The organism is Brevundimonas sp. D3-1P, from assembly GCF_055809335.1.
This window is the reverse complement of the sequence record NZ_CM147908.1, coordinates 2,878,501-2,900,701: the sequence shown is the minus strand read 5'-3', so window position 1 is coordinate 2,900,701 and position 22,201 is coordinate 2,878,501. Positions and strand designations below refer to the sequence as shown.

The following is a 22,201-nucleotide window of genomic DNA, read 5'->3' as shown; positions in this document are numbered from 1 at the left end:
GAAAAGATCCGTGAAAGCTGTCGTGTACAACGGGCCCAAAGATGTTTCCGTCAATACCATCGATGATCCCAAGATCGAAAAGCAGACCGATGTTATCATCCGGCTGACCACGACCAACATTTGCGGGTCCGACCTTCACATGTACGAGGGCCGTACCAGCTTTGAGAAGGGCAGGGTCTTCGGTCACGAAAACCTTGGCGAGGTCATCGAAGTCGGCGCTGCCGTAGATCGCATAAAAAAGGGCGATCGCGTGTGCATGCCGTTCAACGTCGGTTGCGGTTTCTGCGAAAATTGCGAACGCGGTTTGACGGGTTTCTGCCTCACGACCAACCCTGGAACCGCCGGCGCAGCGTATGGCTTTGCCGAGATGGGTCCGTGGCAGGGTGGTCAGGCCGAGTTGATGCGCGTTCCTTATGCGGACTTCAATTGTCTGAAGCTGCCTGAGGACGCTGAGGAGAAGGAGGATGACTATGTCATGCTCTCCGACATCTTCCCCACCGGTTGGCATGGCGTCGAACTGTCGGGTTTCCAGCCAGGCGAAAGCATCGCGATCTACGGCGCCGGTCCGGTCGGTTTGATGGCCGCGCACTCAGCCGAAATCCGCGGCGCCTCTCAGATCTTCGTGGTCGATTCTCACGATGACCGCCTGAAACTGGCCGAGGCGATGGGCGCTATTCCGATCGACATGCGCAAGGGCGATCCCGCCCAGCAGATCCTTGACGCGACGGGCGGCCTCGGGACTGATCGGGGGGTCGAGGCGGTTGGGTATCAGTGTTGCGATCGCCACGGCAAGGAGCGCAGCAATTACACGATGAACTGCCTCGTCAAAAGCACGAAAGCCACCGGAGGCATCGGCGTCGTCGGTGTGTTCATTCCGGAAGACCCGAACGCGCCCGACGATCTCCAGAAGGAAGGCAAGATGGCGTTCGACTTCGGCAACTTCTGGTTCAAGGGCCAGAAGATCGGCACCGGCCAGTGCAATGTAAAGCACTATAACCGGCGACTGATGAAGCTTATCGAGCAGGACCGGGCCAATCCTGCCCAAATCATCTCGCACCGACTGCCGCTTGATCAGGCGCCAGACGCCTATAAGCATTTCGATGCGCGCGATGATGGATGGACAAAGGTCGTGCTTAAGCCGACCACCTGACCGTAGTCTTCATCGGAATAGAGAATAGATTATGACGTTAGAAGGCAAATCAGTTGCCATTCTGATCGCACCTCGTGGAACGGAAGAACCAGAATTCTCGAAGCCCAAGCAAGCTGTCGAGGAGGCTGGTGGCAAAGTGACCGTGGTCAGTTTTGAACCGGGCGAGGCTCGCACGGTCAATAAAGATCTCGACGAGGGCGGCAGCTATACTATCGACAAGACGTTTTCCGATGTCAAAGCCGACGATTTCGACGGACTAGTTGTGCCCGGAGGGACGGTCGGCGCCGACAAGCTGCGCGGCAGCGCCGAGGCAATTGATTTCATCCGGGCTTTTTTCGATCAGAAAAAACCGATTGCCGCGATATGCCATGCACCCTGGACATTGATCGAGGCGGGCGTTCTTGAGGGTCGCACCTTGACGTCCTACCCGACGCTGAAGGTCGATATCGAGAACGCCGGCGCTATATGGACCGATGAGGAAGTCGTGGTCGACAACGGCCTTGTTACCAGCCGCGACCCCGATGATTTACCCGCCTTCTGTGCCAAACTCGTTGAGCAAATCGCGGAAGGTTCGGGCGCTGGGCCCGCGGCCGCGAACTAATATGGGACGGTTTCGACGAACCATGTGAGGGCGCGCTCCCTGGTGAAGGTCCACACAAAACAGGCGTAGCGGATGGCCGGCGATTGGCTGTCCGCTACGCCGCGTATCAGACGAAAACGGCGCACTTCAGAGCACTCGATCCCCAAGCCGCGTCAACCGCGGTGATACCTCGCCGGCTCCCGCTTCCAGATGCGACCCATTTCAGCGTGCGTGCGGTTGAGATACGCCTGATCGAACGTGCGTTCGGCCAGGTTTACGACCTACAGCGCCGCTTTGAGATAGGGGGCGGTGAGACTGCCTTCTGCTTCCGCAACGACGCCAGGGACGCCGCTGGCAACGATACGGCCCCCATCTTCCCCAGCCCCCGGTCCCAGGTCGATGATCCAGTCCGCCTGTGTGATGGCGCGCATGTCATGTTCGACGACGACGACCGTATTGCCGGCGTCGACGAGGCCCTGCAGGTGTTGCATTAGCCGGTCGCCATCGGAGGGGTGAAGCCCCGAAGTTGGCTCGTCGAGGATGTAGATCGTGTTGCCGCGTTGAGCGCGTTGCAGTTCAGTCGCCAGCTTGATGCGCTGCGCCTCCCCGCCAGACAGCTCGGTCGCCGGCTGACCGAGCCTCAGATAGCCAAGACCGATCTCCCGCAACACGTCGAGGGAGCGCATCACAGATGCCTCGCCAGCGAAGAAATCGCACGCATCGTCGACCGTCAGTTCGAGCACCTGGGCGATATTGCGCCCGTTCCATTCGACTTCGAGCGTTTGCGGGTTGTAGCGAGAGCCATGACAGGTCGAGCACGGGGCAAAAACGCTCGGCAGGAACAGCAGCTCCACCATGACGTATCCCTCGCCCTCGCACACAGGGCAGCGGCCTTGCGCGACGTTGAACGAGAACCTTCCCGGGCTGTAGTGCCGCCGGCGGGCGAGCGGCGTATCAGCGAAGATCCGTCGCACATGGTCGAACATGCCGCTGTAGGTGGATAGGTTCGAGCGCGGCGTGCGGCCGATCGGTTTCTGATCGACCCGCACCAGCCTGCGAACATGCTCCATGCCTGCGACAATGCGTCCTTCAGTGTCGTTCTGCGCAACATCGAGCAGCGGATCGATATCCTCCTCCTCGGCCACGGGGGAGCCGCCGAGGTGTTCCGTGACGAGCTCGGGCAGCGCCTGACTGACAAGACTGGATTTACCCGATCCCGAAACGCCGGTGACAGCGGTGAAGCAGCCGATGGGAAACTCGACGTCGAGACCATGGAGATTGTTCCGTCTGATCCCTTCCAGGCGTAGCCATGCCTTGGGATCGCGCGGTGTGCGCTCACTGCGGAGCGGCTCTGCGAACAGGTAGCGGCGGGTGATCGAATTGTCGACGTCGGCAAGCCCCTCTATCGGCCCGCTGTAGAGGACTTCACCGCCCTTTTCCCCGGCTCCTGGCCCGACATCAACGAGCCATTCCGCGCGGCGGATCACGTCGAGATCATGTTCGACGACGAACAGGGAGTTGCCCGCCGCCTTGAGACGCTCGAGGATGGTGAGCAAGGCTTCGCCATCTGCCGGGTGCAACCCTGCCGAAGGCTCGTCAAGCACATAGACCACGCCGAAAAGCTGTGACGACAATTGCGTGGCAAGCCGCAAGCGCTGCAGCTCTCCGGAGGAGAGCGTCGGCGTGCTGCGGTCGAGCGAAATGTAGCCAAGGCCAAGATCGATCAGCGGCTCTAGCCGCTCGATCAATTCGCAGGCAAGGCGTTGGGCGGCGATCCGCTTCTCGTCGGAGAGATTGGGCGTGCGGCGTACGTCGGGCGCGCTCTTGTGCGCAGAGCCGCCCGCCGCAACCCGTTGTTCAACCGCTGCATCGCGGGCTGCTTTTTCCAGAACATGGCCCTTTGAGGGGGCAGAGACCGCCCCATACGCGCCATGCGCGACGGGCATCAGCAAGTCCTTCAGCTTGAGCACCGTCAGGTCGCCGAACTCGGCAATGTCGAGGCCCGCGAATTTGACCGACAGGGCTTCGCGCTTCAGGCGCTTGCCGTCGCAGGTCGGGCACTCGCGGCCGATGATATATTGCGAGACGCGCTTCTTCATCAGCGCGCTTTTAGTGTTGGCGAAGGTTTCCAGCACATAGCGTCGCGCGCCGGTGAAGGTGCCTTGGTAGCTCGGCTCCATGCGGCGCTTGAGCGCCGTCCGGGTCTGTTCGGGCGTCAGGCCCGCATAGACCGGCACCGTCGGCGCCTCTTCAGTGAAGAGGATCCAGTCGCGATCCTTTTTCGGCAGGTCGCGCCACGGCGTATCGACGTCATAGCCGAGTGACACGAGGATATCGCGCAGGTTCTGGCCATGCCATGCCGCCGGCCAGGCGGCGACTGCGCGTTCCCGGATCGTCAGCGTGTCGTCGGGCACCATCGTCTCTTCGGTCGCGTCATAGACGCGCCCGATGCCGTGACAGGTCGGGCAGGCCCCCGCGACCGTGTTGGGGGAGAAATCCTCCGCATAGAGCATCGGCTGATGGCGCGGATATTCGCCGACGCGCGAATAGAGCATCCGCACCAGGCTGGAGAGCGTCGTCACGCTGCCGACCGAGGATCGCGCGTTGACCGATCCGCGCTGCTGCTGCAATGCGACCGCAGGCGGCAAACCGTCGATCGCGTCGACCTCCGGCACGCCGGCCTGGTCGATCAGGCGACGGGCATAGGGCGCAACCGATTCCAGATAACGCCGCTGGGCTTCGGCATAAAGGGTGCCGAACGCGAGCGATGACTTGCCCGAACCCGATATGCCGGTGAACACCACGAAGGCGTCGCGCGGTACATCGACGTCAACATTTTTGAGGTTATTGTGGCGCGCGCCGCGAACCTGCACGCAAGCGGGTGGCCCCGCATGCCCATGATCGGTGGCCGGCGTCGTCGCGTGTTTATCCTTGTCCTTCAATTCAGTCTTCCTGCCATATCCGCCCGTGCGGCCCGTGGTTCATTACGGTCGGGGTAACTGATGAATGCATTTCCGACTCAATACATCCAACGGTTAGGCTGGCCCGATGTTCGGCGCCTTTGAAATATTTTTCCAGCATCAGACAACGGTTACGACAAAACCATTTTCCCGTTGGGTCGCGCGACGAGGCCACACACACTCCGGTGGTAAGCGCTTGGGCCAGCCGGACTTGGCCCGTGCCGCTATCGGCATGTAACGACCGCACTTCGGCGCTTCTTACAGCATCGCGACGCGTTGCCCATTTGCCAGAGCGCGCGTCATCATGGCCGGGGTCGGGCCATGATGACGGCCGAGTTGTCGGTCCGAGCGCCTCGCGCTGCTTCGGATCGGCGGGTCAGTAGTGAATGACCGAGCGGATCGACTTGCCTTGATGCATCAGTTCGAAGGCCTCGTTGATCTCCTCCAAACCCATCGTGTGGGTTACGAACGGGGCCAGATCGATATCGCCTCTCATCGCGTCCTCGACCATGCCGGGGAGCTCAGTCCGTCCCTTGACGCCACCGAAAGCGGACCCCTTCCATACGCGGCCCGTGACGAGCTGGAATGGGCGGGTGGAGATTTCCTCGCCCGCGCCGGCAACGCCAATCACGATCGACTGACCCCAGCCACGGTGCGCTGATTCAAGCGCGGCGCGCATGACGTGGACGTTGCCGATGCACTCGAAGGTATGATCGATGCCCCAGCCCGTCATCTCGATCAGCACTTGCTGGATGGGCTTGTCATGGTCCTTGGGGTTGATGCACTCGGTCGCACCGAACTGGCGTGCCAGTTCGAACTTGGACGGATTGGTGTCGATGGCGATGATGCGACCCGCCTTCGCCTGGCGCGCACCCTGAATCGCCGCGAGGCCGATGCCGCCGAGACCGAACACGGCGACCGAGTCTCCGGGCTGGACCCTGGCGGTATTGTGGACTGCGCCGATGCCGGTCGTGACGCCGCATCCGAGCAGGCAGACATGTTCGGGGTTTGCCCCGGGATTGATCTTGGCGAGCGAGACTGCGGCGACGACAGTATATTCACTGAAGGTTGAACAGCCCATGTAATGATAGAGGGGCTGACCATTGTACGAAAAGCGGGTGGTTCCATCGGGCATCAAGCCCTTGCCCTGCGTTTCGCGGACAGCGACGCACAGGTTGGTCTTGCCCGACAGGCAGAAGTCGCACTTGCCGCACTCGGCGGTGTAGAGCGGAATCACGTGATCGCCCGGCCCAACGCTGGTGACGCCTTCACCGACCTCGACAACGATGCCCGCGCCCTCGTGGCCCAGAACCACCGGGAAAACACCCTCCGGATCACTCCCCGCCAGCGTGTACGCGTCGGTGTGGCACACACCGGTGTGCGTCACCCGTATGAGGACTTCGCCTTTCCGGGGTGGGGCGACATCGATCTCGACGATTTCGAGTGGCTTGCCTGGCTCGAAGGCTACAGCGGCGCGAGATTTCATGTTGGCATACCCTCGTTGATTGAAGCCGATTGCCGGTGCGAGGCCGTTGCGCCATCGCAAATTCGTCGACGTTCTCATACTGTCAGGGAGTATTTTTGTCATACTCCCTGCCAGTATACAAGAGGTGGTCGAGTGAGGATCTCGAACCAGAGAAAGCATGTAGGGGTGGCTTCGCTTCGCAGGCCCTAACCTCTGTGTGGCGCGGTGAAAAACGCCGGAGAAGGCGCTTGCTTCGCCACGCCGGCAACAAAATTCAAGCTCGGAACGCCGAAAGTCTGCGCTCTGATGACCAACAGTGGTTGGCTTGGATACGAGGCTTTTGCTCTAACTGCGGGAGAGCGCGGGCAAGAAGAGGAGCGCTGAAATCGTTACTTAAGATATGTACGCAGAATCTTCATTACGCCCTCCACGTCGTCCTCGTGATCGCTGCCCTCGCTTTTCACGGCCGGATCTGCACCGGCGCCGAATGTTTCCCTAAGGTGACTCTCCATCACTTCCGCCATCAGTCCATTTGTCGCGCCTCGCATTGCGACAATTTGCTGCAGGAGGGGGGCGCAATCGGCCCCGGCTTCGATCGCGCGTTCCAGAGCGTCCGCCTGGCCCTTGATACGCCGCAAGCGTGTGATGGCTCGCTTCTTGTCCTCTGATGAATGTGGCATCGCGCTTTCCCGAGAAATCGCTTCAGCATACTATACAGGGGGGGAGTTTCAATCCTGCGCAGAGACTGGCGCTTCTGCAATCAGGCGAGGTTCCCGGGTCGTTTCCAAAATTCGCGCCCCCCTGATGGCGCCAGACATGATAGAGAAAAAGGCCCGCCGCGCCGCAGGTCGCCCTCGCGCGTTCGACACTGACGCTGCGCTCGACAAGGCGGTACGGCTGTTCTGGCAGCGCGGCTACGAGGCGACATCGATGGCCGATCTGGTGGCGGAGACTGGAGTCGCCGCCGCCAGTCTCTATGCGGCGTTTGACAACAAGGCGGGGCTGTTCGCGGCGGTGATCGAGCGCTACGCCGCGACGTTCAGCGTCCATCTCTATGCGCCCATCAACGATCCGGCGTTGTCCACCTTCGAGGCCGTCAAAGGCCTGCTGGAACGAGCGGCGTCATCGTTTTCGGAACCTGGAACGCCGGCCGGCTGCTTCATGTATTCGGCAGCGGCAGCCGTTTCGCCGGCGTCCGCCGCCATCGAATGCCTGCGGCGCCACAAGCGTATCGCGGCGGAGGCTCTCCTGATCGAGCGTCTGCATCGCGGCGCCGTGCAGGGCGAGCTTGCGGCCGAAGTCGATCCGGCCGTCCTAGGCTCAGGACTCATAGCCAGAACAGGACGGTGGCGGCGAGGGCTATGGCGGACAGGAAGACGGTCGGACAGCGATCGTAGCGGGTTGCGACCCGCCGCCAGTCTTTCAGGCGTCCGAACATGATTTCGATCCGGTTTCGCCGCTTGTAGCGTCGCTTGTCGTAGCGGATGGGTTCGGTGCGGGTTTTGCGGCCTGGGATGCACGGCGTGATCCCCTTGGCCTGCAAGGCGTCCCCGAACCAGTCGGCGTCGTAGCCCCGGTCTCCCAGCAGCCACTGGGCGCGTGGCAGGCTGTCCAGGAGGGCGGCGGCGCCGGTGTAGTCGCTGACCTGACCCGCTGTCATGAACAGGCTGATGGGCCTTCCGTTCGCATCGGTCACGGCGTGCAGCTTGGTGTTCATGCCGCCCTTCGTGCGTCCGATCAGTCGCCCGAGACCCCCTTTTTTACCCGCAGGCTCGAAGCCGTGCGGTGCGCCTTGAGATAGGTCGCGTCGATCATGACAGTCCGACGTTCGGTCTGGGCGCCGGACAGCCCCTCCATCATCCGGATGAAGACGCCAGCCTCACTCCATCGCTTCCAGCGGTTGTAGAGGGTCTTGTGGGGTCCGTAGGCCGCCGGCGCATCTCGCCAGCGCAGGCCGTTGCGGTTGACGAAGATGATCCCGCTCAACACCCGGCGGTCGTCAACGCGCGGCTTGCCGTGGCTCTTGGGGAAGAAGGGCTCCAGCCGAGCCATCTGCTCGTCCGTCAGCCAATACAGGTCGCTCATATCCAGACTCCTCAGGAGCCTGAATCAGATCGAACGCCTCACATCAATGGGTCCTGAGCCTAAGCGAAGGATCAGAGGTTTTCGGGGCGATTTTCTTCAGCACGCGCTGCATTTGGTCGTTGGCGGACCACAGGTCTTTCAGCTCGTCGGTGTAGAGGCCTTTCAGATCTTCTGGCGTCGATATGGATGTTCCTGCTGGTTGAGTTGATTGGATGTCGTGCGGACGTTCGGAAAGCCGCTTCGGCCCCGTTAGCGATGAGCCAACCATCCGTTCCGGCGAATCCTCCTGTTAGCGCCGGAACAAGAACAGGCTCGATCGTGTTAGGCCCGCTGGAAACCCACGCGATCAGCGTCAGGGCTGAGGGCTGTATGCAAACGACAAACTACGAGTTCATCGGATGGGACGCGCTGCTCTATGAGTGGGCGCCCAAGGTGATCGGCGCTGTGCTGATCCTCTTCGCGGCTTGGTTTATCGGCAAGGCCGTGAAATGGGCCCTGGCGAAGGGGATCAATCGTATTCCTGGCGCCGCCAAGGCGAGCACCAGTGACAACCCGAAACACTCGATCGGCGCCAGCCTGGGAGATGTCGCCTTTTGGCTAATCCTCTTGTTCGGTGTCGTCGCCGCCCTCGGCGTCCTGAACCTGGGCCAGGTCGTCACGCCCCTGAACTCACTGCTCACGCAGGTCGCGTCCTTCGTGCCGAGCGTCCTCGGCGCGGTCCTGATCTTCTTCATTGGGTTTGTAGTCGCGACTTTGGCCAAGCGAGTCGTCGAGGCTGCACTGCAGGCCGCCAACGCGGATCGCTGGCTTGAGAAGGCCGGCCTGACCAAGGCGACGGGCTCGACTGGCGTCAGCACCGCGATCGGCACCCTGGTGTTCGTCCTGATTCTGATCCCCATCACGATCGCGGCGCTGGAGCAGCTGGGCATCGAGTCATTGACGGTTCCGGCGGTTGCCGTGCTGTCGACGGTCTTGGCTGCGATCCCGCATGTTCTCGCCGCTGCCATCGTTTTGGCGGTGGGTTGGTTCATCGGTCGCTGGGTCGCCCAGCTGATCGAACGCATCCTGCCGGCGACTGGGTTCGATCGCAGCATCTCGAGCCTGACGGCTCTGACCGCCACGACTCAGGCGCCGGCCGCGCCGAAGCCGACCACGGCTCCCTATGCCGGTGACGTGACACCGGCCACCGCAAGGGCTCTAGGTAGTGATGTGCCCAAGCCGATGACGCCGTCCAGCATCGTGGGCAAGATCGCAATGGCGGCGATCGTCGCCTTCCCGGCGGTCGAGGCCGCCAAGCTTCTGCAGTTCGGCACGATCGCCGTGACGCTGCAGGAAATCCTGGCCCTGGCCGGACATGTCATCGTCGGCGGGATCATCATCACCGCCGGCGTGCTGATCGGCGGTGTCCTCGCCAACCTGATCAACAAGGGTACTGGCGGCGCCGATGGCTTCGCCTCCACCCTGGTGCGTTGGGCCACGATCGCATTGGCGACGGCCATGGGCCTGCGCTTCATGGGCATCGCCGACGATATCGTCCTTCTCGCCTTCGGCCTGATCCTGGGGGCGGCTGCGGTGGCGGCAGCGCTAGCCTTCGGGCTCGGCGGGCGCGACGCCGCCAGCAAGGTGGCCCAGACGTGGGCCGACAAGGTCACGAAGACCCCGCCTCAGTGAGACCCGCGGCCGACGATCGACGAGATCGCCGGCCGCATTCTTTTCCCCATTTAACGACGAGTTCGACATGACCGATAACCGCGATCGCGACCCTCGCCTGACCCCAGTGGCCCCGGCCTGGCGCAAATACTTCCCCTGGATCATCGGAGCCGTCGTGCTCCTGCTGCTGCTACTCATGCTGACCCGCTGTGGCGACGACCGCGCCGCCATGGATCCCGCAGCGACTGACGACGCCGCCGTAGCTCCGACGACCGAGACGCCGGTCATGCCCCTCACAAATGCTTCCGTTGGGGTTTCGGGGCTGGACGCCTACCTCGCTGGCTCGGACGCCGCCCCGCGCACTTTCGCGTTCGAGCGCGTCAACTTCGACACCGGCAGCAGCACCATTCGGCCCCAGGATCGTCCCGAGATCGCGGCCGTCGCCGCTGTTCTGAGCCGCTACCCGAATGCCAAGATCCGCTTGTACGGCTATGCGGACGCGCGCGGCTCCGACGCCGCGAACCGAACCCTCGCCCAGGCCCGGGCCGACATCGTCCGTTCCGCCCTGACGGCAGCCGGCGTGGATGCCCGCCGGATCGAGGCGCTTTCAGGCGGGGAAACGAACCCCGTCGACAGCAACGCCACCGCCGGAGGACTGGCTGAAAACCGCCGCACGGAACTGGTCGTCGTCCAGCGCTAACCGCACAGGCCGGGGCTAGCGCCCGGGCCATCCACCTTCAGAGGAGATGTCATGAGCTTTTTCGGAAAAATTTGGGACAAGATCACCGGCCATAAGGCGCGTCCGACGACCCCTCAGGCCCAAGCGCCCACGAGCACCCCAGTCTCGGCACAGCCCGTTCCTGCGGCGCCCGCCACTCCCTTCACGCCTCAACCGGTCGATGTGGACCAGATACTCTCCCAAATGGCCGAGATGAAGGGCGGCGGCGGAAACTGGCGGACATCGATCGTCGATCTGCTCAAGCTGCTCGACCTGGATTCCAGCCTCGACGCCCGCAAGGACCTCGCCGAAGAGTTGGGCGTGCACGCTGGCTCTCATGGCTCGGCGGAACAGAACATCGCCCTGTCCAAAGCGGTCTGGCGAAAGCTTGCGGAGAATGGCGGCCAGGTTCCGGCCGGCCTGCGAGACTAATCGAACAGGTCGATGTCGGCTCAAGACACTGCTGCGATTCTCCTGCTCGCTCGCCACCTGGATGTGGAAGAGCCTTCGCCTGGGCAATCCAAATGGACGGGTATCAGGGCGGCCATCGATGGCCTGAGCGATGATCGCCTTGATGCATCGATCCGCTATTTCGGTCAGGCGGGCTCGCCAGTCACCGCCCGCGCGGCTGAGATGCTGACGGATTTGATGATGGCGAGGATGGTCCGCCTATTGGGCGTGTCGAGATCGGAGCGACAATAGCGCCTCGGACTGGCCGCGGCACAGAGGGTGTCAGTATCAAGAGCTTCTTGCGAGACAACGGCCTGACCCTAGGCTCAGGACCCATTGATGTGAGGCGTGCGATCTGATTCAGGCTCCTGAGGAGTCTGGATCATGAGTGACCTGTATTGGCTGACGGACGAGCAGATGGCTCGGCTGGAGCCCTTCTTCCCCAAGAGCCACGGCAAGCCGCGCGTTGACGACCGCCGGGTGTTGAGCGGGATCATTTTCGTGAACCGCAACGGTCTGCGCTGGCGGGATGCGCCGGCGGCCTATGGGCCGCACAAGACGCTCTACAACCGCTGGAAGCGATGGAGTGAGGCTGGCGTCTTCATCCGGATGATGGAGGGGCTGTCCGGCGCCCAGACCGAACGTCGGACTGTCATGATCGACGCGACCTATCTCAAGGCGCACCGCACGGCTTCGAGCCTGCGGGTAAAAAAGGGGGTCTCGGGCGACTGATCGGACGCACGAAGGGCGGCATGAACACCAAGCTGCACGCCGTGACCGATGCGAACGGAAGGCCCATCAGCCTGTTCATGACAGCGGGTCAGGTCAGCGACTACACCGGCGCCGCCGCCCTCCTGGACAGCCTGCCACGCGCCCAGTGGCTGCTGGGAGACCGGGGCTACGACGCCGACTGGTTCGGGGACGCCTTGCAGGCCAAGGGGATCACGCCGTGCATCCCAGGCCGCAAAACCCGCACCGAACCCATCCGCTACGACAAGCGACGCTACAAGCGGCGAAACCGGATCGAAATCATGTTCGGACGCCTGAAAGACTGGCGGCGGGTCGCAACCCGCTACGATCGCTGTCCGACCGTCTTCCTGTCCGCCATAGCCCTCGCCGCCACCGTCCTGTTCTGGCTATGAGTCCTGAGCCTAGGGAGCCATCACCGCAGGCTTCCTTGCCAAATCAATTCTGTAGCTGGCGGCGCCTACTGCGAGCGGAATCGGCTCGAAGCCATGCGTCTCCCATTCGGAAAGGAAAAGTTCAGCCGCCGCATCCCCTTGAATGCCGCCGTCGATCGGACAGGTGAAGTTCACCAGGAGACAGTCGCCTGACGGCGACAGGGCCTGCCCGACCCGCTCGGCCAGTTCCACGATTTCCCGGGCGCTCAGAAAGTAGAGGACTTCCGACAATACGATCAGATCGAACACGCCGTCAGGCCAGGCGGCGGGCAGTTCCGCCTGCTGATAGCTGATGTTCGGCAAATCCGCCGTGCGCCGGCGCGCCTCCTCAAGCGCGATGTTGGATACGTCGACACCCAGTAGGTGGTCGCAACGAGAGGACAGCAAGCGCGTCAGCTCGCCGATGGAACATCCGACTTCCAACCCGCTGTTGTAACGGTCTCGCGGGAGAGCGTTCAGCGTCGCCTGATACTTCTCCCGCTCATAGGCGGAGGCGGCGAAATTCCATGGGTCGATGTTCTCGGCATAAAGAGCATCGAACCGATCGCGGCGCTCAGACATGGCCGCCTCCTCGGATGAAAATTTCTGGGCTTTCAAGGAAGTGCTGCTGCGTAGAGGCGTCCATCACGAACCCGTCCGGATCGTCATGGATTAGGCGTGTCATCTGTGAGCGGTGCGCCGCCAGGGCGGCCCGCTTGCAGCGACCGAATTCCCCGACCTCGAAACGGCGGATCGCTTCGCCTCGTCGCAGGCCTCGCTGCGTGAATCGGCCCCAGACCGGAAACCGCCAGAGCCGCAAGCGGGGCCGCTCCGTAACCACATCAATGGCCAGCCGGGCGGCGCGGCGATGATCGACGTGAGGGTCGCCTTCCCACGTGGTCCACAGAGCGGAAACCGCTTCGTCATCGACAAGCCTCACCAGCTTGTCGGCATAGGCGCGGCGCTGGCCGACGCTCAGCGGACCCTGGTCGGGGTGATTGAGATGGACGACGCGGCCATGCCCCTGTGTGAGTTGGGACACCGCCTCGGCCACCTCTTCGCGCCGGAGGGCCGCGAGACGAATCCGGGGATAGGCGCGGGATCGAGGATGCGACCCCGCGCCATCGGTCAGAACGGCCACGATGACGCGCACGCCCGCGGCGCACGCCGCCGCGATCGCCGCGCCGCAGCCCAAGGTCTCGTCGTCCGGATGTGGGCTCAGCACCAGAACGGCGCCTGGCCCCGTCAAATCAGTCAGAGCAGCGGAGGGCGCATCCTGGGCGAGACGCAACACCTGCCCCTCGGCCAGCGGCGTCACCATGCCTGGGCCCAATGCCGGTCCATAATCCTCGCGGCGCGGATCAGCTTGGCGTCCGGAGCCGCCTGGCGGATGAACAGGGACAGATCGCGCCGCACCCGTTCGATGGGTGATCCTATCCCATGCGCCATCGTTCCCAGGCTCTTTTCGGCCAGCGCCAGCACCTCGACGCACGCCTCTTCGGTGAACTGACGTGCCAGCAGGACGTCGGCTACGGCGATCTCGACGGCGCTTTCGGAGCCCGGATCGCAGGTCTCGACCTGTTGGGCTGCGGCCCGGATGCACGCGGCCATGGCCCGGCATAGGGCGGCGGCGCGCCCCAGCCGCGTCAGCTGCAGGGGATCGTCCAGGCGCCCGCGCGAGGACAATGCGTCGCGCCACAGATCGACCAGGGCCTCTGCGCCGCCCAGATGCGCGGCGCAATACCGCCAAACGCCGCCCTCGAAATGCGGCTCGCGCTGATAGTCTCCGGCCTGGCCCAGGCGATGATCCGCCTCGATCCGCAACCCGTCGAACCGGAACCGGCCCGACGCCGTGGCCCGCATGCCGCTGGCCGTCCACAGTTCGGCGTCCTGGCGCACCGGGTCGGAGACATCGATCACGGCCAACTCGGCCGGACCCTCTCCGCTCCCCGCCTCGCGCAGCGTCACCACGGCGTAGCCAACCTGTCCCAGGCCCGACGCGAACAGCTTCTCGCCGTTCAGGACCAGGCCGACGCCGTTTCGCTCATAGGCAAGCGGGCGCGGGCCGTCGGCCCCCCACACGCCCATCAGGGCCCCCTGCCCCACCGCGCCGAACACGGATTCCTGAACAGCCGGCGCCCCATACAGATCCACCAGCCGCACTGCATTGACATGCCCCTCGAACAGTCGCGCGACCGAGAGATTGGCGCGGCCCAGCCGTCGCAGGATAGAGAACAGGTCTTCAACGCGCGCAGCATCAATCGCTAGACTCTCCCCGCCATACGCCCGGGGCAGGCAGGCCTGGGTCAGCCCCGCCTCGGCCAGCCACGCCATCTCCCAACTCAGCCCCTCTGGGTCGCTCTCCGCCGAGGCGGCGCGATCGGCGATGGCGCGGATCAGGCCCGTCAGACTGCAGGTTTCCGTCTCGGTCGGATGGGCAGTCTCGTCATGGGCCAGGCTCATGCGCGCAGCCCTTCCGGGTTACCGCCGGCCGCCGCCATATCCCGCAGCGCCTCCAGCCTCGGCGCTTCGGCCGCCATTTCGTCCCAGGTCATGCGACTGTGGCGCGCCAGTCGGGGCGCCGTGGCCTCCACGAAGGCCCACAGGGCGCCGAAGCCGGTGAAGATGGGCGCGGCATCGATCTCGGCGACCGTCATGCCCGCCTCGGCCATAAGCGCCGCCTGATGGGCGGGACTGGACAGCGCCCCGCGCAGCCGAGCCCGCAGCGATGCACGCAGCCACACCGTGTCGGCCGGCTCCACGGTTTCGTCGCACAGGTGCACGTCCCCCGCGATCCGGGCGGCGATGGTATCGGCCATGCCGCCCGCGGCTCGCCCCTTGATCCGACATGAGGTCACCACCCGCGCGGCGTCCGAGTAAATCACCGGCAGGTCGTGCTCGAGAAACAGCCGGACCAGGGCCCGATCCTCGCCGCAGGGCCTAAGCGGCGCACCCCCGACTCGTTCATAACCCTGCGCCGTCATGGCCAGGCTGGCGCCAGACTGCTGTCCGTGGAAAGGCCACGGGTTGAGCGGGTCCGGGTCCAGCAGACTGGTCAGTTCACGCGCCGTCTCGCCGTAGCGGGCCTCCACATCGCCGCGCCGCACGATGTCGGCGGGCAGTTGGGCGTATTCCGCGGCCTCCAGACTGACGGACCCGCACACCATCGCCGCCCGCCCGGACGTGAGCGGCGACAGGCTTTCGCGCACCCAATCGGGATGCGGACAGCTGTCCGCGTCGGTGGTCAGCATATAGCCCGCCGAGCCCACGATCTCACGCGCCAGGTCCAGAGCGCGCCGACGCGCCATGCCGGCATGGGCCAGTCCAAGGGGGAAAACAGTTTGGACGATCCGTATGTCCATTCCGGACTTCGCAGCCCAGGCCTGCGCCCCCTCAGCCGTGCGGTCCTCGCTGTTGTTGACCAACAGGACGATCACGCCCGGCTTGGGCCAGCCGCTCATGGCGACGGCGCAGGCCGTCAGGCAGGCGATGATGCGGTCTTCTTCATTCCGCGCCGGAATGGCGATGGCGTAACGCGCCGCGCCCGATGAACCCGACACGCGTCAACCCTTGGCGTCGAGATCAACCCCGGCCTCGCGCGGCCAGTGGCGCAACGCGCGGCAGGCCTTGAGGAAGGTCGCGGCGTCCGCCTTCGCCTTCAGCGGCACGCACGCCTCGTCCAGGTCGTCGGCCAGGCCGGTCTTGTCGAACAGCACCGCCGCCTCGGCCGAATAGCCGATGAACTTGCAGTGGGCGAAGGCGTCGGTGACGAAATCCTTGGCCGCGGCGTCCCCGGCCAGAAGCGCCGCGCCGTCCTTGGAGGCGATTACCGCAACGGCGTCGAACAGGACCGAAGGCCCGCCGTCGATCTTCTGCTGGGCGGGCACGTGGGTTCCGTCCGACAGGGTGACGCCTGCGATCTTGGGCGCCACCACCTCCAGCACGGCCTTCTCCTTCGCCACCGCCGTCTTCAGGGCCGTGAACAGGTCCGCGTCGGCGCCGTCCGTCAGCAGCACGCCGAGCTTGCGTCCCTCGAAACTGTCTGGCCCGTTCTTGAGGATGCTGAGGGCGTCGGACGGCGGCAGGTCCACAACCTTGGCCGCCGCCTTGGCGGGCTTGGGCACGTCGAGCCCCAGGCCGTCGGCGACCGTCGCGGCAAGACCCTTGTCGATATGGATCAGGTGCGACACTACCCGTGCGCGAATGTCCTCGCGCTCGCATTTGGACAGCTCGAACACCAGGGCGTCGCCGATGTGCTTCTGCTCGACCGGCGTCTGGCTGATGTAGAACTGCCGGGCCTGGCTGTAGTGGTCGGCGAAACTCTCGGGCCGCAGGCGGACCTTCGGGCCTTCGTCGGAAGCGGCGAAACTGCGGAAACCGCGCACCGGGTCCTCGCGCGGGCCGCCCTCAGGCCCCCAGCTGTTGGGTTCATAGTTGGCGCGGCCCTTGGGGTTGCGCATGGCCATGTGCCCGTCCTGCTGGAAATGGGCCATCGGACATTTGGGCGTGTTGATCGGGATGTGGGTGAAGTTCGGGCCGCCCAGTCGCTTCAGCTGGGTGTCCAGATAGGAGAAGTTGCGGCCCTGCAGCAGCGGATCGTTCGAGAAGTCGATGCCCGGCGGCACGTTCTGGGTCATGAACGCCACCTGCTCGGTCTCGGCGAAGAAGTTGTCGACCACCCGGTCCAGCACCAGCCGCCCGACGATCCGGACCGGAACCTCCTCCTCCGGGATGATCTTGGTGGGGTCCAGGACGTCGAAGGCGAACTTTTCGGCGAACGCTTCGTCAAACAGTTGGACGCCCAGTTCCCATTCGGGAAAATCGCCCTGCGAGATCGCGTCCCACAGGTCACGCCGGTGAAAGTCGGGATCGGCGCCGTTGATTTTCACCGCCTCGTTCCAGGCCACCGACTGCAGGCCCAGCTTGGGCTTCCAGTGGAACTTCACGAAGGTTGAGCGGTCGTTCGCGTCCAGGAAGCGGAAGGTGTGGACGCCGAACCCCTCCATGAAGCGGTACGAGCGCGGAATGGCCCGGTCCGACATGGTCCACATGATCATGTGGAAGCTCTCGGGCGTCAGGGAGATGAAGTCCCAGAAATTGTCGTGGGCCGATTGCGCCTGCGGGAAGGCGCGGTCGGGCGCCTCCTTCACCGAGTGAACCAGATCCGGGAATTTGATCGCGTCCTGGATGAAGAAGACCGGGATGTTGTTGCCGACCAGGTCCCAGTTGCCTTCCGTCGTATAGATCTTGACCGCGAAGCCGCGCACGTCGCGGGCCAGGTCGAACGACCCCTTGGCCCCCGCCACGGTTGAGAAGCGCACGAAGGCGGGCGTGCGCTCGTCGACCCGCTGGAATACGTCGGCGCGGGTGACGTCCGACAGGGATTTGGTCAATTCGAAATAGCCGTGGGCCGCATAGCCGCGCGCATGGACGACACGCTCGGGAATCCGCTCGTGGTCGAAGTGGAAGATCTTCTCTCGGAAGTGGAAGTCCTCCATCAACGCCGGGCCCCGCGCGCCGTGGCGCAAGGTGTTCTGGTCGTCCGCGACCGGCGCGCCCTGGGATGTGGTCAGGGTCTCAACGTCTGCGCTCGCCGTCTGATGAAGTTCGCCTGCCGCGCCGCGCGTTTCAGCAGAGTTAGCCTTATCAATCGGCCGATCTGTCGCTTTCGTCTTTCTCGCCACGGTTATTTCCTCTCCCAGCCCAGAACAGGAGGGCGACGGGAGGACTATTGTCTTTATTGTCCCCCAGAACGCGCTTCCGACAACTTATACGCGCCAGACAAGGCGAAGTTCCTGGACGGCTTCCGGGCGTTTCTCAGTCGCCCCCCGCCTGAAGCGTGTGACGATCCTGTTCTCGCAACCAATTGTGGGCGCGCGTCGCCGCAAGCGCGCCCTGGCCCATGGCCACGCTGATCTGGTCCAGGCCCTGGACCACGTCGCCGGCGGCGAAGAAGCCCGGCATGCCGCTGTCGGCCAGAGCCCTGTCCGGCACACACCCGCCCTCCTCAAGGTCGATCCCCAATTGAGCGGCCAGTTCCGAGCGCGGCCGGCATCCCAAGGCCGGATAGATGACATCGAACGACGAAGGCGCCTTATGGCCCCGCAAACGCACCTCCATACGATCCGAATGGGGCTCCAGCGCTTCCAGTTCTCCGGTGACGACCGTAATCCCTGCGCGGCGCATTTCTTCCGCCTGTTCCGACGTCAGCTCGGGGTGGCTGAGCGGCATGAGTGTGATGTGAGGCGAATACTGCCGCAGGAACAACGCCTCCGCCGCACCATCGCTGTCGCAGCCGATCACCCCGATTCTGGCGTCGGTATGCTCATAGCCGTCGCAGATCGGGCAATATCGCAGCACCCCGTCCTTGATCGCCTGTTCATGGACATCATGGTCCAGGTCGACGTGATTGAGCTGGATGCCGGTCGCCAGGATCACCGCGCGGGCCGTCCATAGACGCCCGTCCGAGGCGGTCAGCCGAAAACCGTCGCCGGACGTCTCCAGACGGGCGATCTCCGCCTCCTCGATCCGCGCCCCATAGCACGTGGCGTGGCGGGTCATCCGGTCGATCAGTTCCGGGCCGTCGACGCCGTCTGGAAAGCCCGGCGCATTGTGCGTCGTGGGAATCCTCAGGGCACGGCTGCAGCCGTCATGCACCACGACGACATCGCGATGATACCGCCCGAGATAGAGGGCCGCCGTCAGGCCGGCCGGACCTGCGCCGACCACAACCACCTCCGCCATTGCGCCCATACCTGCCATAAACAGCCCCACCCCGGATGATCGAAGACGACGGCTGTCGCTGGACAGCGGTCTGTGCCGGGCACAACGGCAGAGCCCTCCACGCGTTCCCGCTCTGGTCGTTGCTCCACCGGCCCGGCCGGCGCTCGACGCTCCGGCCGACAGGCGCGCCGCCCGCTGTCGATCAGGCCTTGTCGCGTATCCGCATAGAGCCCCCGCCGCCGGTCTGGACCTCGAACCGGCCCGTGGCGCGGATCAGGTCCGACAGCTTGGCGTGCCCATAGGTGCGCTGGTCGAAGTCGGGTAGGCGTTACGGAGGCGGTCGCCCAGACCGCCGACGGAAACCCATCCGTCGCTGTCCTCGTCCATGTCGGCGATGACGGTGGCGGCCAACCACTTTTCCACATGATCGGCAAACACCACGAGCAGACCGGCGACGTCATCACCAACAATCACGCGTGCGGGATTGGCCTGCGATGTTCAACGACCCACATCCTTGCACACCTGCTGGAGCTGGCGATACTCGTGGCCCAAAACACCCTCGCCGCTGAGCTGAGCGAGCGTCGCCGCGCATGACGGCTTGGGCTTAGGCCGAGTACAGGAATACACAGGCCACGCCACGAACATCAGGAGAAGTATGATTCCGACGATCGGGCCGCCGTTGTTTTGCTGCTGACTCATGTTTGCCGCTCCTGTTTTGAGACCGGAAAACCCTAACGCACACTTCCAAAATGCTACGTAAACGCTGTCGCCGTATATGCGTCATCCAGTCAGCTTTCGGAGATGGCGGCGAAGGCGGACAAACCCTTGCGGAAGGTGTTGGCGGAGAATCTCCGCCGCTATCGCGCCAATCGCGGGCTGAGCCAGGAAAGCCTCGCCGACGAGGCCGGACTGCACAGAACCTTCGTCGGCGCCGTGGAGCGATCCGAGCGCAACATCTCACTCGACAACATCGAGAAGCTGGCTGGAGCGTTGAAGGTCTCGCCCTATGAATTGCTCCGACCAAAGGCGGACCCATTGATCGTCCGCCCGACGCCCGGCTGAGTTGGCGGCTTAGCAGCCTAGCCGCAGGCCAACCGCGAACCCGGCCAAACCCCGCAGGATTTCGCCGCCCATGGCCCCAAGTCGACGACGCGCGACAGCGTGCTCGGCTTCGCCGATAGAGGCCCTCAGCTTGGCCATGTTCTCTTGGAACCGCGCCTCCAGGTAGGCGTCCTGGCGCGCGCGCCATGCTGCCCGCGCAGCTTCCTCGGCCTTTGCGACCAGCGCCGCCTTTTGCTCCGCTGTAAGGGGCGGAACGCGGCGCTTGCCGAAGGCGGGCGGGGTCGGTCGAGGTGTCGGTTGAAACGGCATGAGCCGACCAACGCTTCCTTCCACGGCGAAGTCCAGTCGTCACCAGGATCGCTGGACGACCGTCAGATCGGGCTTCGTCGTGATCCACCCCAGGAACTGGCTGGTGGCGTCGACTTGGTCATCATGCTTCGCGCGAGGGAAGGAGATGAGTTCCTTCACATACTCATCAAGCCATGGCGCATGATCCGGCAGGTGGACCGCCCCGCGTTGGAATATCGGTGTGGACGCCCAAAGCCGGGAGACCTTGCTTTGGACCGGCGGGACGAGCTCCAGATCAACATCGGGACAGGCCTGCCGGACCTGTTCCGCGACCAGCTCCATCCCATTGACCTTCTCAAGCAGGATGACCCGGCGAGTGATGGGATATTTGTTCCATAGATTCGCCATGGCGGTGACGAGATCTCCCCCGGAGAAACGGCCCCTGACGATGTCTCCAAGGTAGTAGTCCTTGCCGCGCACGATCCAAACCGTACCCACGGACCAGTCATTGTTGTCGCCTGTTCCGAATGCCGTGTCCCAACTGAACACAACCTCATCGTCCATCGTGGCCCTGAACGGCGCGCGGTACCGTTGCAGCCATTCGAGCTTGACGACGTTGCCGCCCGGCATGACGGGCGATTGCTGATATTGCGCCTGGAAGAAATCCTCGCCCATGCTTTCGCGGATCGCCGCCAGCGTCTCCATGGACTCGAACCGAGGATTTAGCGGCTCGCCAATCTCACGCGTCCAAGGCACCCCACGACCGGCGTCGAGCACCTGACGTTCCGTGGCGGTGGCGGGCAGATTGAGGTGTGTCCACCCGCCCGCCTCCAAAAGACGGCCCGACAGATCATCGACGTGCAGGCGTTGCATGATGACGATGATGCATCCGGTTTCCTTGCGATCCAGTCGGGACAGGGCAGTGCTTTCGAACCATTCGTTGACCCGCGTGCGAACTGTGTCGGACCGCGCGTCCTCGGGCTTGATCGGATCGTCGATGATTAAAAAGTCGCCGCCGAATCCGGTGATGGGACCGAAGACCGTGGTTCCGAACCGTTTGCCCCGGTGCTTCATCAGGGTGAAGTCGGCGTCCGCGTTGGCCCTCGGGTTGATCCGCGTGGCCGGGAACACCCGCTTGTAATCGGCCGTCTCCATCAGGGCCTTGGAGCCCCGGGCGAAATCCTTTGTCAGAGCCTCCGAGTAGGTGATGTTGATGATTTTGCGGCTGGGATCGCGACCGAGGAGCCACGTCGGAAAGACGATCGAGGCGAACTCTGATTTCAGGTTCCGCGGCGGCAGATTGATGATCAGCCTCTTGGTTTCGCCCGTGGCGCATTTGGTGAGCGCCGCCGCTAGGGCATGAAGATGCCAGCCGGATATGAGTTTCTGGCTGGGATGCAACTGGGACCACGCCCAGACGAAATAACCCATCAGGTCGGCTCGAAGGGCCGCGTCATACTCGGCGCGCGTGAAGGCCGGGACGCCCATCAAACGTCCTCCCCACGCTCTCCGCGCGCCATCAACATCTTACTGGCGATGGCTTCGAGAAGCTTGGCCTCATCGGTCGACAGCGCGTCGTCCGCCTCCTCGGCGAATTGTTCCGGCAGAGTGGTCTTGATCAGGCTGACGAACAGGGCAGCGTCTTGGGTCTTGCCCGTCAACGCCTGCGACATGAGCCGGGTCAGGACGGCCTCCTTGGCGGAGACCTGGCGCGGCACGCCCTTGATGGAGATGGTGACAGGCTGGTCCAGGATTTCCTGCAACAGCGTGCGCATGGAGCGCGCGCCCCTGGGACGTCCCGCCGGATTGCCGGACTTCCCCTTGGCGAACTGCGAAGCTCGCGGCGGTTTGCCGAAGCCGGCCACGTAATCGGCCTCGTCGGCGCGGGCCTTCTGCTCGTCGGTCATTGG

The 22,201-nt window shown here is 63.9% G+C and carries 24 protein-coding genes; 10 read left to right on the top strand and 14 right to left on the bottom strand.

What is annotated here, in order from left to right; genetic code table 11:
- Nucleotides 1–10 precede the first annotated feature (10 nt).
- Nucleotides 11–1,150: a glutathione-independent formaldehyde dehydrogenase gene (locus AC0L6G_RS14665; RefSeq protein ID WP_026108303.1), complete on the top strand. Its 1,140-nt coding sequence runs from the start codon at nt 11–13 to the stop codon at nt 1,148–1,150.
- Nucleotides 1,151–1,181: 31 nt separating this feature from the next.
- Complete coding sequence (locus AC0L6G_RS14660; RefSeq protein WP_200216366.1) at nt 1,182–1,751, top strand: type 1 glutamine amidotransferase domain-containing protein; 570 nt, start codon at nt 1,182–1,184, stop codon at nt 1,749–1,751.
- A gap of 260 nt (nt 1,752–2,011) precedes the next feature.
- Here AC0L6G_RS14660 and AC0L6G_RS14655 read toward each other — a convergent pair whose 3' ends face one another.
- From AC0L6G_RS14655 to AC0L6G_RS14645, 3 genes are all read right to left on the bottom strand, one after another.
- Entirely contained in the window at nt 2,012–4,672 is a 2,661-nt protein-coding gene (locus AC0L6G_RS14655; RefSeq protein WP_026108301.1) for an excinuclease ABC subunit UvrA, read from the bottom strand.
- Nucleotides 4,673–5,066: 394 nt separating this feature from the next.
- Nucleotides 5,067–6,176: an S-(hydroxymethyl)glutathione dehydrogenase/class III alcohol dehydrogenase gene (locus tag AC0L6G_RS14650; RefSeq protein WP_026108300.1), complete on the bottom strand. Its 1,110-nt coding sequence runs from the start codon at nt 6,174–6,176 to the stop codon at nt 5,067–5,069.
- Nucleotides 6,177–6,544: 368 nt separating this feature from the next.
- Complete coding sequence (locus AC0L6G_RS14645; RefSeq protein WP_017504337.1) at nt 6,545–6,835, bottom strand: metal/formaldehyde-sensitive transcriptional repressor; 291 nt, start codon at nt 6,833–6,835, stop codon at nt 6,545–6,547.
- Nucleotides 6,836–6,959: 124 nt separating this feature from the next.
- Here AC0L6G_RS14645 and AC0L6G_RS14640 point away from each other — a divergent pair, with 124 nt between their 5' ends.
- Nucleotides 6,960–7,595, top strand: coding sequence for a TetR/AcrR family transcriptional regulator (locus AC0L6G_RS14640; RefSeq protein WP_473252531.1), 636 nt, complete (start codon nt 6,960–6,962; stop codon nt 7,593–7,595).
- On the opposite strand, the gene AC0L6G_RS14635 is transcribed toward AC0L6G_RS14640, so the two are convergent.
- A protein-coding gene (locus AC0L6G_RS14635) for an IS5 family transposase (protein ID WP_155965879.1) occupies nt 7,483–8,240 on the bottom strand; the annotation gives its coding sequence in 2 pieces (ribosomal slippage) (nt 7,483–7,919 and nt 7,919–8,240; 759 coding nt in all). The two genes, AC0L6G_RS14640 and AC0L6G_RS14635, sit on opposite strands and share 113 nt — an antisense overlap.
- A 369-nt stretch (nt 8,241–8,609) precedes the next feature.
- Here AC0L6G_RS14635 and AC0L6G_RS14630 point away from each other — a divergent pair.
- The 5 genes from AC0L6G_RS14630 to AC0L6G_RS14610 all read left to right on the top strand — a co-directional run bounded on the left by AC0L6G_RS14630 (nt 8,610) and on the right by AC0L6G_RS14610 (nt 12,200).
- Nucleotides 8,610–9,911, top strand: a complete 1,302-nt coding sequence (locus AC0L6G_RS14630; protein ID WP_473252530.1) for a mechanosensitive ion channel — start codon at nt 8,610–8,612, stop codon at nt 9,909–9,911.
- Between the two features lie 67 nt (nt 9,912–9,978).
- Nucleotides 9,979–10,590, top strand: a complete 612-nt coding sequence (locus AC0L6G_RS14625) for an OmpA family protein (RefSeq protein ID WP_017504332.1) — start codon at nt 9,979–9,981, stop codon at nt 10,588–10,590.
- Between the two features lie 51 nt (nt 10,591–10,641).
- On the top strand, nt 10,642–11,040 hold the full coding sequence (locus AC0L6G_RS14620; protein WP_026108299.1) for a DUF3597 domain-containing protein: 399 nt from the start codon (nt 10,642–10,644) through the stop codon (nt 11,038–11,040).
- A 12-nt stretch (nt 11,041–11,052) separates the two neighbouring features.
- Nucleotides 11,053–11,310, top strand: coding sequence for a hypothetical protein (locus AC0L6G_RS14615; RefSeq protein WP_017504330.1), 258 nt, complete (start codon nt 11,053–11,055; stop codon nt 11,308–11,310).
- A 132-nt stretch (nt 11,311–11,442) separates the two neighbouring features.
- Nucleotides 11,443–12,200 (top strand): IS5 family transposase gene (locus tag AC0L6G_RS14610; protein ID WP_155965879.1). Its coding sequence is split into 2 segments (ribosomal slippage): nt 11,443–11,764 and nt 11,764–12,200, totalling 759 coding nucleotides; the frame shifts between segments, so codons are not numbered across the junction.
- Between the two features lie 9 nt (nt 12,201–12,209).
- Here the strand turns inward: AC0L6G_RS14610 and AC0L6G_RS14605 are convergent.
- The 7 genes from AC0L6G_RS14605 to AC0L6G_RS14575 form a co-directional block, all read right to left on the bottom strand.
- Nucleotides 12,210–12,800 (bottom strand): class I SAM-dependent DNA methyltransferase, encoded by a 591-nt coding sequence (locus AC0L6G_RS14605; RefSeq protein WP_017504327.1) that lies wholly within the window; start codon nt 12,798–12,800, stop codon nt 12,210–12,212.
- Complete coding sequence (locus tag AC0L6G_RS14600; RefSeq protein WP_017504326.1) at nt 12,793–13,539, bottom strand: PIG-L deacetylase family protein; 747 nt, start codon at nt 13,537–13,539, stop codon at nt 12,793–12,795. The genes AC0L6G_RS14605 and AC0L6G_RS14600 overlap by 8 nt, the downstream gene beginning before the upstream one ends.
- A complete protein-coding gene (locus tag AC0L6G_RS14595) occupies nt 13,533–14,681 on the bottom strand; it encodes an acyl-CoA dehydrogenase family protein (RefSeq protein WP_017504325.1) in 1,149 nt (382 codons plus the stop codon). The genes AC0L6G_RS14600 and AC0L6G_RS14595 overlap by 7 nt, the downstream gene beginning before the upstream one ends.
- Entirely contained in the window at nt 14,678–15,778 is a 1,101-nt protein-coding gene (locus AC0L6G_RS14590) for a glycosyltransferase family 2 protein (RefSeq protein ID WP_017504324.1), read from the bottom strand. The genes AC0L6G_RS14595 and AC0L6G_RS14590 overlap by 4 nt, the downstream gene beginning before the upstream one ends.
- A gap of 3 nt (nt 15,779–15,781) precedes the next feature.
- A complete protein-coding gene (gene katE, locus AC0L6G_RS14585) occupies nt 15,782–17,902 on the bottom strand; it encodes a catalase (protein ID WP_017504323.1) in 2,121 nt (706 codons plus the stop codon).
- 133 nt (nt 17,903–18,035) lie between these two features.
- Complete coding sequence (locus tag AC0L6G_RS14580; RefSeq protein WP_200216375.1) at nt 18,036–18,962, bottom strand: NAD(P)/FAD-dependent oxidoreductase; 927 nt, start codon at nt 18,960–18,962, stop codon at nt 18,036–18,038.
- Between the two features lie 181 nt (nt 18,963–19,143).
- On the bottom strand, nt 19,144–19,218 hold the full coding sequence (locus AC0L6G_RS14575; RefSeq protein WP_234287979.1) for a hypothetical protein: 75 nt from the start codon (nt 19,216–19,218) through the stop codon (nt 19,144–19,146).
- A 146-nt stretch (nt 19,219–19,364) separates the two neighbouring features.
- Here AC0L6G_RS14575 and AC0L6G_RS14570 point away from each other — a divergent pair, with 146 nt between their 5' ends.
- Entirely contained in the window at nt 19,365–19,535 is a 171-nt protein-coding gene (locus tag AC0L6G_RS14570) for a hypothetical protein (protein ID WP_017504320.1), read from the top strand.
- A 240-nt stretch (nt 19,536–19,775) separates the two neighbouring features.
- The gene (locus AC0L6G_RS14565; protein WP_313015197.1) at nt 19,776–20,003 is read left to right on the top strand and encodes a helix-turn-helix domain-containing protein; all 228 of its coding nucleotides are present in this window, start codon (nt 19,776–19,778) and stop codon (nt 20,001–20,003) included.
- Between the two features lie 9 nt (nt 20,004–20,012).
- Here the strand turns inward: AC0L6G_RS14565 and AC0L6G_RS14560 are convergent, their stop codons facing one another.
- The 3 genes from AC0L6G_RS14560 to AC0L6G_RS14550 are packed head-to-tail and all read right to left on the bottom strand — an operon-like array spanning nt 20,013 to nt 22,198.
- Complete coding sequence (locus AC0L6G_RS14560; RefSeq protein WP_017504318.1) at nt 20,013–20,312, bottom strand: hypothetical protein; 300 nt, start codon at nt 20,310–20,312, stop codon at nt 20,013–20,015.
- Between the two features lie 39 nt (nt 20,313–20,351).
- On the bottom strand, nt 20,352–21,779 hold the full coding sequence (gene terL, locus AC0L6G_RS14555; RefSeq protein WP_473252528.1) for a phage terminase large subunit: 1,428 nt from the start codon (nt 21,777–21,779) through the stop codon (nt 20,352–20,354).
- On the bottom strand, nt 21,779–22,198 hold the full coding sequence (locus tag AC0L6G_RS14550; RefSeq protein WP_017504316.1) for a DUF5681 domain-containing protein: 420 nt from the start codon (nt 22,196–22,198) through the stop codon (nt 21,779–21,781). Before AC0L6G_RS14550 ends, terL begins: the two co-directional genes overlap by 1 nt.
- Nucleotides 22,199–22,201: the final 3 nt, after the last annotated feature.